This is a genomic window from Brachyspira aalborgi (assembly GCF_008016455.1).
In the GTDB taxonomy this organism is placed as follows: domain Bacteria; phylum Spirochaetota; class Brachyspiria; order Brachyspirales; family Brachyspiraceae; genus Brachyspira; species Brachyspira aalborgi.
In genome coordinates this window covers 1,423,458-1,437,811 of record NZ_SAXU01000001.1, presented here as the reverse complement: position 1 = coordinate 1,437,811, position 14,354 = coordinate 1,423,458, and the positions used below count along the sequence as shown (strand labels likewise).

Annotated in this window: 16 protein-coding genes and 1 tRNA gene; 9 read left to right on the top strand and 8 right to left on the bottom strand. The window is 28.5% G+C overall.

Going from position 1 to position 14,354, the window contains the following annotated elements:
- Window positions 1-12 precede the first annotated feature (12 nt).
- Complete coding sequence (locus EPJ79_RS06465; protein WP_021958119.1) at window positions 13-477, bottom strand: PTS sugar transporter subunit IIA; 465 nt, start codon at window positions 475-477, stop codon at window positions 13-15.
- Between the two features lie 146 nt (window positions 478-623).
- Here EPJ79_RS06465 and EPJ79_RS06460 point away from each other — a divergent pair.
- The 6 genes from EPJ79_RS06460 (at window position 624) to EPJ79_RS06435 (ending at window position 4,734) form a co-directional block, all read left to right on the top strand.
- Window positions 624-695, top strand: a tRNA-Gln gene (locus EPJ79_RS06460).
- 29 nt (window positions 696-724) lie between these two features.
- Window positions 725-1,678 carry a ribose-phosphate diphosphokinase gene (locus EPJ79_RS06455; RefSeq protein WP_147527041.1) on the top strand — a complete coding sequence of 318 codons (954 nt, stop codon included), beginning with the start codon at window positions 725-727 and terminating at the stop codon, window positions 1,676-1,678.
- A 33-nt stretch (window positions 1,679-1,711) separates the two neighbouring features.
- Window positions 1,712-2,311, top strand: a complete 600-nt coding sequence (locus EPJ79_RS06450; RefSeq protein WP_021958867.1) for a 50S ribosomal protein L25 — start codon at window positions 1,712-1,714, stop codon at window positions 2,309-2,311.
- A 26-nt stretch (window positions 2,312-2,337) separates the two neighbouring features.
- Window positions 2,338-2,940, top strand: a complete 603-nt coding sequence (pth, locus tag EPJ79_RS06445) for an aminoacyl-tRNA hydrolase (RefSeq protein WP_147527042.1) — start codon at window positions 2,338-2,340, stop codon at window positions 2,938-2,940.
- The gene (gene pth, locus EPJ79_RS06440) at window positions 2,933-3,514 is read left to right on the top strand and encodes an aminoacyl-tRNA hydrolase (protein ID WP_147738870.1); all 582 of its coding nucleotides are present in this window, start codon (window positions 2,933-2,935) and stop codon (window positions 3,512-3,514) included. Before pth (EPJ79_RS06445) ends, pth (EPJ79_RS06440) begins: the two co-directional genes overlap by 8 nt.
- A gap of 323 nt (window positions 3,515-3,837) precedes the next feature.
- Window positions 3,838-4,734, top strand: coding sequence for a hypothetical protein (locus EPJ79_RS06435; RefSeq protein WP_147738869.1), 897 nt, complete (start codon window positions 3,838-3,840; stop codon window positions 4,732-4,734).
- A 179-nt stretch (window positions 4,735-4,913) separates the two neighbouring features.
- Here the strand turns inward: EPJ79_RS06435 and EPJ79_RS06430 are convergent, their stop codons facing one another.
- The 7 genes from EPJ79_RS06430 to EPJ79_RS06400 all read right to left on the bottom strand — a co-directional run bounded on the left by EPJ79_RS06430 (window position 4,914) and on the right by EPJ79_RS06400 (window position 8,452).
- Complete coding sequence (locus EPJ79_RS06430; protein WP_147738868.1) at window positions 4,914-5,261, bottom strand: TIGR04076 family protein; 348 nt, start codon at window positions 5,259-5,261, stop codon at window positions 4,914-4,916.
- 118 nt (window positions 5,262-5,379) lie between these two features.
- Complete coding sequence (locus EPJ79_RS06425; protein WP_147718856.1) at window positions 5,380-5,631, bottom strand: GNAT family N-acetyltransferase; 252 nt, start codon at window positions 5,629-5,631, stop codon at window positions 5,380-5,382.
- Window positions 5,632-5,877: 246 nt separating this feature from the next.
- Entirely contained in the window at window positions 5,878-6,135 is a 258-nt protein-coding gene (locus tag EPJ79_RS06420) for a VOC family protein (protein ID WP_158634357.1), read from the bottom strand.
- 174 nt (window positions 6,136-6,309) lie between these two features.
- The gene (locus EPJ79_RS06415; protein WP_147545719.1) at window positions 6,310-6,828 is read right to left on the bottom strand and encodes a GNAT family N-acetyltransferase; all 519 of its coding nucleotides are present in this window, start codon (window positions 6,826-6,828) and stop codon (window positions 6,310-6,312) included.
- Window positions 6,825-7,574, bottom strand: a complete 750-nt coding sequence (locus EPJ79_RS06410) for a GNAT family N-acetyltransferase (RefSeq protein WP_147738866.1) — start codon at window positions 7,572-7,574, stop codon at window positions 6,825-6,827. The genes EPJ79_RS06415 and EPJ79_RS06410 overlap by 4 nt, the downstream gene beginning before the upstream one ends.
- Window positions 7,571-8,038 carry a GNAT family N-acetyltransferase gene (locus tag EPJ79_RS06405; RefSeq protein WP_147738865.1) on the bottom strand — a complete coding sequence of 156 codons (468 nt, stop codon included), beginning with the start codon at window positions 8,036-8,038 and terminating at the stop codon, window positions 7,571-7,573. Before EPJ79_RS06405 ends, EPJ79_RS06410 begins: the two co-directional genes overlap by 4 nt.
- 27 nt (window positions 8,039-8,065) lie before the next feature.
- On the bottom strand, window positions 8,066-8,452 hold the full coding sequence (locus EPJ79_RS06400) for an MmcQ/YjbR family DNA-binding protein (protein WP_147738864.1): 387 nt from the start codon (window positions 8,450-8,452) through the stop codon (window positions 8,066-8,068).
- Window positions 8,453-8,798: 346 nt separating this feature from the next.
- Between EPJ79_RS06400 and EPJ79_RS06395 the strand changes: the two genes are divergently transcribed.
- The 3 genes from EPJ79_RS06395 to EPJ79_RS06385 are packed head-to-tail and all read left to right on the top strand — an operon-like array spanning window position 8,799 to window position 14,239.
- Window positions 8,799-10,505, top strand: coding sequence for a dynamin family protein (locus tag EPJ79_RS06395; protein WP_147738863.1), 1,707 nt, complete (start codon window positions 8,799-8,801; stop codon window positions 10,503-10,505).
- On the top strand, window positions 10,502-12,013 hold the full coding sequence (locus EPJ79_RS06390) for a dynamin family protein (RefSeq protein ID WP_147738862.1): 1,512 nt from the start codon (window positions 10,502-10,504) through the stop codon (window positions 12,011-12,013). The genes EPJ79_RS06395 and EPJ79_RS06390 overlap by 4 nt, the downstream gene beginning before the upstream one ends.
- 15 nt (window positions 12,014-12,028) lie before the next feature.
- Window positions 12,029-14,239, top strand: coding sequence for a dynamin family protein (locus EPJ79_RS06385; protein WP_147738861.1), 2,211 nt, complete (start codon window positions 12,029-12,031; stop codon window positions 14,237-14,239).
- Window positions 14,240-14,354: the final 115 nt, after the last annotated feature.

The following is a 14,354-nucleotide window of genomic DNA, read 5'->3' as shown; positions in this document are numbered from 1 at the left end:
TTATTTAAATTATTATTTTATTACCGTCATAATTAAATCGCCAACATTAACTTCTCTCGGTTCGGTTTTAATGCATTCTTTTAATTCGGTAAAATTAGAAATAATTATAGGCGATGTTATATCGTATTCTTTTTCAATTTCTTCTTTATCGAATTCTATTAAAAGAGTTCCAGCCTTTATTTTATAACCTTCTTTAACATTCGACTTAAAATGTTTTCCTTCAAGTTTAACCGTATCCATTCCAATATGAATTAAAATTTCTACGCCTTTAGTTTCCAAACCTATTGCATGATTTGTATCAATCATAGTTACAACTTCGCCATCTATAGGAGAGCAAACTTTTCCGTCTGCGGGAATTATTGCCATTCCATCTCCCAAAGCTTTGCTTGAAAACGCTTCGTCTTTTACATCCGTTATGTCGATTAATTTGCCTTTTATAGGGCTTTTTATTTCAATTTTTTTAGTGAAAAATCCCATGAATTACTCCAATAATTTTATTTTGGTAATTTTAACATATATAATATTAAAGTAAATATGCTTTATTAAACCTTTATTATATGCTTGACAAAAATATTTTTTTAGAGTATAATTAACAAACTTAAAAATTAAATTAAGTCAATTGCTGGGGTGTCGTCAAGCGGTAAGACAATTGGTTTTGGTCCAATTATTCGGGGGTTCGAATCCTCCCACCCCAATATTTCCGCTTAAATTTAGGATTGTAGAAATGAGCATGGAAAATGAAATACTTGTTTTAAGTGGCACGGCGAATCCTAAACTTGCCGAAGATGTCGTTAAAAATATGAATCTCAAATTGGGAGATATGGAGATTCGTAGATTTGCAGATGGAGAAGTTTTTGTTCAAGTTGGAGAGTCCGTTAGAAATAAGGATGTATATGTAATACAACCTACGGGCAGACCTTCAAGCAATGAAAATTGGATGGAACTTTATTGTATTATAGACGCTTTGAAAAGAGCGAGCGCTAAAAGAATAACGGCAGTAATTCCTTATTATGGTTATTCTAGGCAGGATAGAAAAAACGAGCCGAGAGTTCCTATAACCGCTAAATTAGTTGCGAATCTATTAACCGAATCTGGAGTAGGCAGAGTTTTATCTTTAGATTTGCATGCGGCTCAAATACAAGGTTTTTTTGATATACCAGTCGACCATATGCAATCTAAAAATATATTTTTAGAGAAAATAAGAAAAGATTTGGATATATCGAATTCTATAATAGTTTCTCCCGATATTGGAGGAATAGGAAGGGCAAGATTGATAGCTAAAGCCTTGAAACTTGATATAGCTATTATAGATAAGAGAAGAGACAGAGCCAACGAATGCGAGGTAATGAATATTATAGGAGATGTTAAAGGAAAAGACGCTATTATTATTGACGATATAATAGATACGGGAGGCACTCTTATAAAAAGTATTAACGCTTTAAAACAATCTGGTATGAGAAAAATATTCGTATTTATAACGCATGCAGTTTGTTCGGGCGATGTTTACGAGAGAATTAACGCAAGCGAGATAGAAAAACTTTATATAACGGATAGTTTAAAAGTTATAAATGAAAGATTAGGAAATAAAATAGAAGTTATTTCCGTAGCTCCTGCAATTGCAGACGCCATTAGACATATACATACGGAAATGTCTATAAGCGTTTTATTTGATAAATAAAAAATTATTTTTAAAATTATAAGGAAGTAAAAAATGAGCGAAAATTATACTATTAAAGCTTTACAAAGAGACACTAAAACAAAAAGTGTCGGAAAAAAATTAAGAAACGAAGGTTACGCTTTGGCTTCTCTTTACGGAAGAGGAAAAGAATATTCTATAGCCGTAGAATTAAAAGAATTTTATAAAGTGTTTTCTTTAGCGGGACAGCATTCGATTATAACTTTGGATATAGAAAACGATAAAGCGCGAGAAGTTTTGGTAAAAGATTATCAAATAGACGGAATTAAAAGAATTATTACTCATATAGATTTTTATGAGATAGACAGAAATAAAAAAATTAAAACTTTTGTTCCTATTCATATCGAAGGAATTCCCGAAGGCGTTCGTTTGGGTGGAGGAACTTTAGAGCAAGTTGAATACGAACTTCCGATAAAAGCGTTTCCCGATTCTATTCCGAGAGAACTAATAGTCGATGTTAGCGATTTAAAAGTTGGAAGCAGTTTGCATATTAGCGATATTAAATTTCCAGAAGGCGTTGACCCTGTGGGCGATTCTTCAAAAGCGGTAGTTACGGTTGTCACTACTCAAGAAGAAGAAAATGTAAATAAGAAAGAAGAAACTCCAGCGTCATAATTTAGTAATTTATTAGGTATATTTTAATGATGAAATTAGTTATGGGACTTGGAAATCCCGGCGAAGAATATAAAAATAATAGACATAATGTCGGCTATATGATGTTAGATAGAATGGCTAAAAAGCTTAATGTCGATTTGGAAATAAGAAAAAAGAAAACGATATTTGGAAGAGGCAAGCATGGAAAAATGGAATATCTTCTATTAAAGCCTCTTACTTTCATGAATCTTTCGGGAGAAGCCGCTTTATATATGGCAAGTTTTATGAAAATAGCCGTTGACGATATTATCGTAATTTATGACGACATGAATATACCCGTAGGAAAATTTAAAGTTATTCCCGCAGTAGAAGAAAACGATATTTATAATAGCAAAGAAGCAAGAGAAGGACCGCTTAAACATAACGGCATTAAAAGTATAGAAGATTCTTTAAAGAGCGATAATTTTACAAGAATAGGCGTAGGAATAGGAAAGCCCGATAAAAACGAAGAGCCTGCCGATTTTTTATTAGCTCCTTTTACAAAAGAAGAGAGAAAAAATATAAAAAGCATATCGGAAGAAATAGTTGACGCCGCTTGTATAGCTTTATTTGAATCTCCGAAAGCGGCTAAAAATAAATATCATGACTAAACTCGTTATAGGACTCGGAAATCCCGGCGAAGAATATAAAAATAATAGACATAATATAGGCTTTATTATTCTTGATAAAATAGCGGAAAGTTTGTCGGTTGATTTTGATAATCATAAAAAAAAATCTTTATGCGCAAGAGGAAAAAAAGGCGACATTCAATATATACTTCTTAAGCCTCAAACATTCATGAATCTTTCGGGAGAATCTGCTATTTATATTTCTAAATTTTTTAATGTTTCTGTTGAAGATATTTTTGTTATATATGACGATATGGATTTACCTTTTGGAACTTTTAAGATAAAGAAAGGAGGAAGTTCGGGCGGACATAACGGAATTAAAAGTTTGATAGCTCAATTACAAAGCGAAGATTTTTTTAGAATAAGAATTGGAATCGGCAGACCTAGTTTTGGCAAGAAAGTCAACGATTATGTTTTATCTTCTTTTAGCAAAAGCGAAAGAGAGATTATAGACAATGATATTTCAAATAAAGTTATCGAAGCCGTGAAAGTGGCTTTATTTGAATCGCCAATAATCGCTCAAAATAGATTTAATAAGAGAGTGAATAAGGAATAGGTTAGGTTAGTTGTTCTTAAAATTTATTTTTATAATTTTAAAAATTAGCTTTCTTAAATCTGTATTGTTTTGTTCGCTTGCAATAACGATTACATAAATATTAAAAACATTGTGAAATACTAAAAAGACTATATGAAAAATAAATAAATTAATATTATATAAAGTAATATTTTATATAAATATGAAATAAAATTTAATAAAAAACTAAAAAAATACTTGACTTTTTTTTTTTTTTTTTATATCTTATGTATGTAAGATAAATAAATTCTTACAAAATAAATTTTTTTAATGTCGAGGCTGTAAACCTTGACGAGGAGTGTTTTATGCTTAAAGCAAAATTATTATGGAAAGTGGCTATCATTGTTTTAATAGCTACTTTAAGTATCGCGGGATTAACTTCTTGCGGAGGCGCTGCAACTGAACCGACATCATTTTCTTCTTCAGGCGGCGAAAATAATGGAGGCGAAACTCCAGCACCAGAGCCAACTCCAGAGCCAGAACCCGAAGTATATCCAGAATATACTTATTATACGGTTAGAGTTCCTTTTGCTAATTCAGGCGGATATAATGCGACAGCTAGAGTTTCTTATCAAGACCAAGAAGGCTTAAATAAACTTTGGAAAGCTATGATGAGAAGACAAGGAATGGGGGATGGACAAATATTCTATATTGGAAATAGAGGCGGACATAATGGCGGTAGAAGCGGAATAAATAAAACTCATTATTTATTCAACGGCGACATGTATTTCTACCTTTTAGACAATATGGATATCTGTTATCAAGGCGTAGTTTTGAAAAAGTTCTTGGGCGCGGTTATAATTCCTTACGCTAACCAACAAAATACTTATACGATTGGCGCAGTTTATAGACATGTTCCATCTGGTATGAGCTATACTTATCTTAATAGCGATGGCGTAAATATATTTATGGGTTGCTATGACGGTAGACAACAAAACGATATAGATATTGTTTTAATGAACCCTACTAAAAACGGTAGAGAGTTTAACGGTTATGGCGTTGATGTTTATTACAAAGAAAGAGGCAAAGGCGTAGCTTGGGGACAAGACGCTGCTAATTTCTTGGGTAAAGACCCTAAAGAGTTAATGTCTAGCTTACCTAAAATTGAACATTTTGGTTATATAGGCGGTAATTGGTGGCATGTAATAACTTTTGAAGCTGGTAGAGACCCGTCTGGTTGGGGCAGAGGACCTAGAGGATAATAAATATAGAGATATACTAAAGACTAAACATATGATATTTCTGTTGGTAAGGGGTTTATCCGAAAGGGTAAGCCCCTGCGCTTTTTTAAACTTTTTTAATTTTCAATAGTAATTTCGTTCTATATATATAATTCCATTTTAATTCATAGATTAAAACAAATTCAATACTATCGTTAACATCAATCTAAAAATTTTCCCTTAAAAAAATTCTCATTTCCCGTTTTATTTGCCATAAGCCTAAAAATAACGCAACCGTCAGGGCATACTATATCTTTGCTATATTTTCCATCTCCGCCGATATTCTCCAAATCTCCTCCGCTTCGCACGGCTTCCATAGCAGGAAACATAATCATCATTACTTTTGAGCAAATTCCTTGTCCTTCAGAATTAACAGGACAACCATAAGAGCATTTATATTTATCGCCTATCTCCTCTCCGTTTCTGCAATATCCTTCGGTTTTATCTCCTCGTAAAAATCCCTTAACTTCAATCTCAAATTCGTATTCTTCGTTATACCATTTTTTCATTTTTACTCCTTGAATTTAAATTTTTAAATTTTATGCGCGGTTATAATATTATAACTATTATAATTTATATTTATTATATCAAAAATAAATTTTTTATTTTATTAACTTTTCTTATTTCTCATATTTTTTCTATTAATTTTTTAGCATACGAACAAGTTGCCTCTAATTTCTTATTCCGTATATTAGCGTTTTGTATAACACTCTCTACAAGTTTTTTAGCAATCCCCTGTCCTCCATAAGCGCTATCGACTTCCGTATGCGTTATGTTCCAAGTATCGTTTGTTTCTTCAAAATCGCATTCTCCAATTTGCTTATCCAAATCGTAAGCTATAGATTTTTTTTCTTTTTCTCTAAACTCTATTTTAATCATAATCTTTTTCCTCTCCCAATTTTTATTATTTCATAAAGTAACCCTGAAAACAATTTTATAGCAGGACGGTAAATTGTCAATAAATTTTAATATATTATTAATTTTTTTATTCATTATTTTTTCCTCTTTATTGAATTTATTAATTTAGTATATTCTATCGTTAAATACAAACATACAAAATAACAAACGGCTTATATAATAAATTATTTTCTCTACAAATTATTATTTTTCTAATAAACTACCAAATTATAATTTATTGAATGTTCCATTTGCTATTTCCTTAATTGATTTATCAATTTGGTATATTTCTTCAGAATTGCTTTTGGTAATAACTCCTTTATTTAAAAATTTTCCACAATACGATTTTTGTTGTAATGCAAGCTTTTCGGTTAAAATCATATTTCCGTCATTATCTTTTATTAGTTTAAGTCCAAATAAATCTTCATAAAACTTTTTTGATTTTTCAATATATTCAACTACAACTAAAAAATTTTTAAATTTCATTTTAATTCCCATTAAATATATTTTTCAGTATTTAATTTATCCTTATATTTTTTCTTTGATTTTGAAGGGAAATAATTTATCAAATTCTTACAATTCTTTTTGTCCGCTTTATAACATTTAAAAATAACCTTTTTCTTTTTCCAATCTTATAATCATATTTTTTCCTCAAAATTTTTATTTCATTTCTTTTTCAAATCTAAAAAAATAATCCTGTCCAATTGTATTATTTTCTTGCATATTATCAATGTTATCGTCTTTATGATAAGGATTAAAAAATTCAACGATTTTAAATCCGCATCTATTGACATAAAAATGAATGTTTCTTTTTTCAAAATACGGAGTAACCGTTTCCCAAACTTTTGTATTGGGATATTTTTTCTCAACCGCTTTCCAAACTGACAAACCTATTCCTTTACTCTGATAATTTTCTTTAATAAAAAATAACTCCAAAGAATTATGCAGTGTCTTTTCGTTTATAGCGATTGCCACTCCTCCGACTATTTCGTTATTAAGCGATATATTAAATGTTTCGACTCCTTTTGCATTAATCGAATCTTCAATATCTTTTCTTGGAATAGCCTCTTCGTCTTGTTTGCCATATTCTTTTATGACGGCAACCTCAAAAGCGGATTGCAAATCTTTAATAAATTTTTCTTTTTCCGTTTCTTTGATAGGAATTAATCTTATAATCATATTTTTTCCTTAAATAATTTTTCAGCCATATTTTTATTTAAAAGCAAATTTGAAATATATTCTCCGTTATAAAAAACAGCCCAATTATTGAAAACGCATGGAAGATTTTTCGCTTTTTCTATTGTGTCTACTTTTTCTAGATTTAATTTAATCTTATTTTCTTTTGCAAATTCTTTTACTTCGTTTATGCAATTTTCTATAAAAGGACATTCATAACTATAATAAATCGTCAAATCTTTATTTTTTATTTTCATTTGTTTTGCAGTTTCGTTAAAATGCGGAATTTCTTTTTTGAAGTTTAAAGATAATAATTGATATTCTCCAATATTGTCTACGGTTTTAAATCCGAATTTTTCAAAAAATTTCTTTTCGGATAAATAAGGTTTTTTCTTTTTAGAACTTATAACGCATAAGCCATTTTTATTTTGTTTTTTAGCGTCCTCTATCGCGTATTGTAAAAGTTCTTTTCCGTATCCTTTTCCTTTGAAAGAGCCAGCAACCCAAAGACAATATATATAAATAAAATTATTTCCGATAACGGGACAAAATGATTTTTCAAGCGGCGCATATTCTATAAAAACTTTTCCTCTACCTTTTAATTTTCTAAATATATGTCCTTCTTTTATTCTCTCTTTAAGCCATTCTTTTTTTAAGCGAACTCCTTCCTGATGTTTCTTATCCGAAATGGCGCAACAAATATGCTCGCTTTCAATATTTTCTAAATTCAAATTAATATATTCATTCATAAAATTTTCTCCATTCCAATTTTTTGAATTTTAAGTCCAATATTTTTATAGAATTGCATCGCTCTATCGTTTCCTTCCCAAACATTTAAAGTGAGATTATAACAACCCAATTTTTTAGCGTATTCCAAAACATAATCGAACAATTTTTTTCCAATTCCTTTGCCTCTGCAATTTTTATCAACGCATAAATCGTCTATATATATGCTTTTATAATCGCATAAAGAATTTTCATTATTATGATTGATTAAAATACAAAAAGCGTAGCCTTCAATTTTTTCGTCAATCTCATAAACAAATATCGGTTTTTCTTTATCTTTTTTTATAATTTCTTTCAATTCTTCGTCCGTGTATTTTTTGCTTCCCGCTTTGAATAAATCGGGGCGAGCATCCGAATGCACTTTATGAACTTGAAATAATAAATTATTAATTTGTTCTATATCTTTTTCATTTGCCAATCTTATCATAAAAATTTTTTCTCCTTAAATTAAAATTTATTTATTGCTTATATTATAACTTTCGTCTATAAAATTGTATATTTCTTTTATTGTAATACTATCGTCAAGTTTAATAGTAAACCAATTTCTTTTATTCATATGATAGCCTGCAAAATATTTTTCATTGTCTATTAAATTTATAATATTTTCTCGCTTGTTTTTCAAAACTATAATATCTACTATTTTATCGCCTACAATTCCTAATTTATTTTCTTCCAAAGCGACTAAAAGAGCATACCATTTTTTATTTTCTTTATGACGAAAGATTGCATATTTTGGAAATTTTATCCATAAAAATTCCAATTCATCGTTATATTTTTCTTTCACATATTTAATAATTTGCTTTGATTGTTTGCTTTTAAATATATAAAAATTTTTATTCATTTTAAAATTACTCCATTATTTTTATTTAAACTCTATTTTTACAATTTTAGAGTTTCAATTATATATTAATAAATAAAAAAGTTATAATTTTAATTTCTATTTTTGTATAAAATCGCTTGACAAAATAAAATGATATTATATAATTTCAATTATGATTATGATAAATAAAAAAATTATAAATAATAAATTCTGCAGCTCAGCTCAAGCATCACTTTAAACTTTTTAAAATTTTATGTTTACTTACTTATAAAAGATACAATCATTTGCTATCTAAAGAATTATTTTTTAAGAAATTTACTCAATTTTTTATAAATTATTTAAAATATAAAAGAAAGGAGAATATATTATGTCCGTAGAATTAGTAAAGAAAAACGCATTAACCGTAATAGAGGAGGCTTCAAATATCAATACAAAATATAGTTTTGAAAATTTGTCAAAAAGCCTTTTGGAAATGCAAAATACAGTAAAAAATTTTAAGATTAACGCCTCGCTTATAGGTTTATTCAGCGCGGGCAAAAGCAGTATTCTAAATAAATATTTGAATATTGATTTGCCTGTTGGAATTGAAGCGAAAACTTCGGTAGCTTGCGAATTTGTTTACGACACTGACGAATATTTGGAAGTTGTGTCGGATAAAAACGAATCAAGCAGAAAAAGTATAGCCGAATTAAAAGATTTGACTATTGAAAATTGTTCTTTTGTTCGCATGCATTTAAATAGCGATAAATTGGCAAATTTGAAAGATATTACAATTGTAGATATGCCGGGACTCGATTCGGGATACGAACAGCATAATAAGGCTATAAAAAATTATATAAGTTCGGCTTCTTACTTCATAATAATAATGGATATTGAAAACGGAACGATTAAAAAATCTCTTTTAGATTTTTTGAAAGAGCTTGATTTATATAAATTAAAATTCGGTTTTATACTTTCAAAATACGAGCAGAAAGAAGAAAGCGATATTGAAGATATAATTAAAAATACGGAAGAGACAATTTTAAATCATATAGGCGAAAAAGTATTTGTAGGCAAAGTTTCGCCTCATAATTCGGATATTGAAGATTTTGAAAATATTTTATCAAATATGCAAACTGTCGATATAGCTAAAAATAATTTGTATTCAAGTTTAAAATTAATACTTGAAGATTTATTAAAAGAATTAAACCGCAAATTAAAATACAATAGATTTGATATTGACGAAATTAATAAAAATATTAGAGAGCTTGAAAAGAAATCGCAAGATATAGAAAAAAGCATTGAAAAAGAAGCGTATTTTATAAAAAATAAGGCGAATAATCAACTTACGGATGCAATACTTTCGGATATATCAAACACATTAAGCGAAAATGTAGATATGCTCGTTATGAAGGCAAAAGAAAATTCAGAATCTTTTGGAAATACTATAAATCAGCTTGTTCGCCCCGTTATAATTTCAAGTTCCGACAGACATTTGAAAGAATTATTTACGGAAATATACGGAAGGCTTCAAGTTAATTTTGACTCGATAGTCGGCAACCTTCAAATATCGCCCGTTAGTTTTAGCAATCTTGACGCTGAAAATAAATTAATAGACACTGGAGTTAATGTCGTTATGGAAATGTTAAAAAAATATTTGCCAACGGCTGGAGTTACCGCAGCTGGAACTTTATTAACTACCGCCGCTGTCACTTCTCTTACAATGGCTTCGGTAGCTCTTCCTATAGTCGGAACTTTAGTTGCGGCTATTATTCCATTTTTGGGAAATTTATTTAAATCGGGTAGAGAAGCAAGTCAAAACGAAAATATAAAAAGTCAAATATTGGGAAGCGTTATTCCAAATGTTCTTTCGCAAATTAGAAGCAAACTTGAAAGTTGCATATACGAACAAACGGACGCTTTTATTAAAGCCGTGAGAGAAAAATTTGAAATAGAACAGAATAATATAAAAGAAGCTTTAGAAAAGGCAAAAAAAGAAAAAGAAGATTCGGAAAAAGAGTTTAACGAAAAGCAAGAGATATTGAAAGCGGATATTGAGAAAACTGAAAAATTAATTTTGGAGATTAAAGAATGATAAATGAAAATATATTAATTATAATTTCAATAGCGTTAATTTTTATAATGGCGCTAATATTAATAATTAATATTGGCAAATATAAAAATAAAATAAATAATTTAAATAAAAATATTTTTGATAAAGAAGAGAACATTAAAAATATAAACTCTGAATTAACTAAATATAAAAACGAACTTTCTGAAAAAGAAAGCGATTATAATAAAGTTAAAACGGAGTTGGAAGAAACTAATATTAAACTTGAAGAAAAAGAAGAGACTATAAATAATCATAAAAAAGCTATAGATAAACATAAAAAAGTTTTGGATATATTATCCGACAGAGCCGAAAAAAACGAGCAAACCGAAGCGTTTGATAAAATGCGAATAGTTTATAACGATTTGATTAATAAATGCATAGAATATGATTTGCCGAGCGGAAAATTATTTAAAAATTTTGACGAGCTTTTGGAAAAAATCGAAGATGCGATTAATTTTCCGTTATTCTATCATAAAAATATAATCGCTTTATGCGGGCAGTTTAGTTCGGGTAAAACGAGTATGATTAATTCTTTTTTAGAAGAAGATATATTACCAACGGATATAGCGAGGACTACGGCAATAAACACTTTTGTTATATATGACGAAGAAGAAGGATTATATATAAGAAACTGCTTCGGAGCGCAAAGCAAAATTGAAAAAGAATTCTATAAAGAATACAATGATTTTGTCACGCATACATTTACCAAAGAATATGATAAAGATGTTCATAATATGGTTGAATATGTTTCGCTTCATACTCAAAAATTAAAATATGAAAATATAGCTTTACTTGATACGCCGGGCTATACGGGGCAAGGGCAAGACGCTACGGAAGACGACAGTAATATAGCTATGAAAGGTATCGCTCAAGCTGATAATATTATTTGGGTTGTGAGTATGGAAAACGGCACTATAAGATTAAACGATTTAGATTTTCTTGAAAAAGAAGAATTAAACGGAAAAGATATTTTAATAGTTTTCAATAAGGCTGATACTAAAATCGAAGAAGATATAGATAGAATCCTCGAAGAAAGCAAAATACAACTCGACAGCAGAGGGATAGATTATAAAGATATAGTAGTTTATTCCTCAAAATATCCCGAAGACTATAAAGAAGGCGAGAGTAAATTATTTAATTTCTTTGAAAGCGAAAATAACAGCATAGAAAGAAATTACTTGGAAGATTTAAATAAAATCTTTAACGAATTTCAAAAATATTATGAAGATATGGACGAAGACTTGGCTACTTATACTGAAGCCTTAAATGTGGTTAAAATTAAGTCCGCTTTTGATAATATAAAAACTGAATATAGTAATATATCAATTAGTAATGCTGTAAATAAAGTAAAAAATAGTAGAGATAATATAAAAAACTTTATAATAGAGTTAGAAAATTCCAAAAATAAATGTTTAGATTTGTTAGGCGAATCTTTATACAATAGAAAGAGAGAAGAATATAATAAACATATAAGAAATTTATCAAAATAAAGGAGAATTAAATAAATGGAAAATAATAAAAAAATTGAAGAATTAATAAACAAATTAAAAAATTCAAATTATGTCGAGCTTTTAGATAAAGTAATATTGGGCGATATTGAAAACAGCTTTAATAATTATTTAGAAAATTATAAAAGACTTGAAAGCGAAGATAAAATTCTAACAATAGGAATTGTCGGACAGGTTAAAGCGGGGAAATCGTCTTTTTTGAACGCTTTATTTTTTAATAGTTCGGATATTTTGCCAAAAGCCGCTACTCCAATGACTGCGGCGCTTACAAAAATAAGATATTCTGAAAATATTTCGGCAAAAGTTCATTTTTTTAGCAAAAGCGACTTTGAAACTATAGAAAATGGAGCTAAAGAATGCGAAAGAGCGATAGAAAATAAAAGGGAAAAAGAAAAATTAGAAAATGAAGAGCGTAGAAAAAAGGGAAAACCTGAAATAAAATCAATGGACGCTCAATTATTAGGAATGGTAGAATTAAGCGACAGCGTTAAATCGTTTTATGAAATTTTTGAGAATTTTAAGAAAAACGAAGGCGAGTTAAGAAATAAATTGTCAAACTCTGAAGATGGCGATAATTTTGAAGTTTTGGAAGGAATTGATTCTATAGACGCTCTTAAAAATAGACTTGAAGATTATGTCGGCGTAAACGGAAAATATATGCCTATAGTTAAATATATTGAAATATTTTTAAATATAGAAGCGATAAAAGATTTTGATATAGTTGACACGCCAGGATTAAACGACCCTGTTTTAAGCAGAGGACAACTTACAAGAAATTTTTTGGGGAAATGCGATGTAGTATTTTTATTAAGCTATGCAAATCAGTTTTTAGATTCGCAAGATATAAGTTTATTTTCAGAACAACTTCCTAAAGAGGGAATAAAAGAGGTTAAAATTATAGGAAGCAAATTTGACCTGTGTTTAAACGCCGATAGCCAAAAATATAACGGAGATATAAAAGTCGCTCAAGAAGGAATTAAGTTTAAATTAAATAACGAATTTAAAGATAAAATAAAAAAAGATATTGAAAGAGAATATATAAAAGAAATATTTGAAAAAGCTTTTCCGCCTATTTATATAAGTTCCGCCTGCTATGATATTTATAAACATTACGGCAATTTATCAAAAAATGAAGAACATATAAAAAATAATATTATAAGAGCGTTTCCTCGTTTTTTAGACGATGCTGAAAAATTTAAAGAATTAAGCGGAATAGAAATATTTAATTCTACAATTATACCAGAAATAATATATAAAAAAGACAATATATTAAAAGAGCGTTTAAACGATATATACTACGGTTTTATTGATAAATTAACAAAATATATAGACGAATTATACGAAGAAGTAAAGCGAAAACAAAAAGAATTGGAAAATGAAGATATTAAATCTATAGAGAATAAACTTGAAAATATAAACGATACTTTAAAAAAATTAGGAAATAATATAAAAAATTGTTTTAATGAAGTAAAAAATCAAAATGTGAGGAATGAATTTAACGGTTTAAAAATGAATTTTGAATATATGATAGAGCAAATTAAAGCAAACAAATATCAAAGTCATACAGACAGAATAGGAGGAGATAAAAGATTTGACGGAATAGCCCGATTTTTTGGAGATTTATTTGGTAAGAATTGGGGATATAAAAAAATTGATTTAATTTATATTCATGATATTATAGATAAAATAAGAGAAACAATAAGAAATTGTCAAAAAGAATTAAACGAGACTTGTAAAAACATTTTTAATATAGATTATTTTAGCAGTAAATTATCTGATGAAATTAAAAATGCGCTTTCTAAAAAATTAGGCGAAAATGATTTTGATGTTGAGAATATTATTTCGCCATTAAATAGAGTGTTGCGAGATATGTCATATTCGCCAGTGGAATTAAAAACGGATTATACAAATTTTATCTTAAAAGAAGTTTATAATAAAGAAAAAATTCCTCTTGAAGAAATGAAGAATTTAATTTCTACTAAAATTATTCCAGAGATATTAGGAAATATAAAAGAAGATTTAACAAGACAAACTGATGAAATAATTAAAAAATTGGACGAACAAGAGAATAATCTTATAAGCGATATTTCAAGCTCGATAGAAAGCGATGCGGAAGAGCTTAAAAAACAGCTTGAAAATAAAAAAGAATATGAAGAATTATATAAACAAGCAGTTTTGGGAATTGAGGAGACAAAGAATAATATTTAATTAAGGAGTATAAAAATGAGTAATGTAGTTCAATGACCTACGAAATATACATGTAATTCCTGCAGTAATATTTTTGAAGAAAAGTGGGATGCGGGAGTTTTAGATATTTTTGAGG

Coding starts and splice junctions, on each gene's coding strand:
- EPJ79_RS06405 (WP_147738865.1), bottom strand. CDS start 8,038: ATGATAAGATTGGCAAATGAAAAAGATATAGAACAAATTAATAATTTA.
- pth (WP_147738870.1), top strand. CDS start 2,933: ATGACTAAACTCGTTATAGGACTCGGAAATCCCGGCGAAGAATATAAA.
- EPJ79_RS06385 (WP_147738861.1), top strand. CDS start 12,029: ATGGAAAATAATAAAAAAATTGAAGAATTAATAAACAAATTAAAAAAT.
- EPJ79_RS06390 (WP_147738862.1), top strand. CDS start 10,502: ATGATAAATGAAAATATATTAATTATAATTTCAATAGCGTTAATTTTT.
- EPJ79_RS06400 (WP_147738864.1), bottom strand. CDS start 8,452: ATGAATAAAAATTTTTATATATTTAAAAGCAAACAATCAAAGCAAATT.
- EPJ79_RS06395 (WP_147738863.1), top strand. CDS start 8,799: ATGTCCGTAGAATTAGTAAAGAAAAACGCATTAACCGTAATAGAGGAG.
- EPJ79_RS06430 (WP_147738868.1), bottom strand. CDS start 5,261: ATGAAAAAATGGTATAACGAAGAATACGAATTTGAGATTGAAGTTAAG.
- EPJ79_RS06410 (WP_147738866.1), bottom strand. CDS start 7,574: ATGAATGAATATATTAATTTGAATTTAGAAAATATTGAAAGCGAGCAT.
- EPJ79_RS06435 (WP_147738869.1), top strand. CDS start 3,838: ATGCTTAAAGCAAAATTATTATGGAAAGTGGCTATCATTGTTTTAATA.
- EPJ79_RS06450 (WP_021958867.1), top strand. CDS start 1,712: ATGAGCGAAAATTATACTATTAAAGCTTTACAAAGAGACACTAAAACA.
- EPJ79_RS06455 (WP_147527041.1), top strand. CDS start 725: ATGAGCATGGAAAATGAAATACTTGTTTTAAGTGGCACGGCGAATCCT.
- EPJ79_RS06415 (WP_147545719.1), bottom strand. CDS start 6,828: ATGATTATAAGATTAATTCCTATCAAAGAAACGGAAAAAGAAAAATTT.
- EPJ79_RS06425 (WP_147718856.1), bottom strand. CDS start 5,631: ATGATTAAAATAGAGTTTAGAGAAAAAGAAAAAAAATCTATAGCTTAC.
- EPJ79_RS06420 (WP_158634357.1), bottom strand. CDS start 6,135: ATGAAATTTAAAAATTTTTTAGTTGTAGTTGAATATATTGAAAAATCA.
- EPJ79_RS06465 (WP_021958119.1), bottom strand. CDS start 477: ATGGGATTTTTCACTAAAAAAATTGAAATAAAAAGCCCTATAAAAGGC.
- pth (WP_147527042.1), top strand. CDS start 2,338: ATGATGAAATTAGTTATGGGACTTGGAAATCCCGGCGAAGAATATAAA.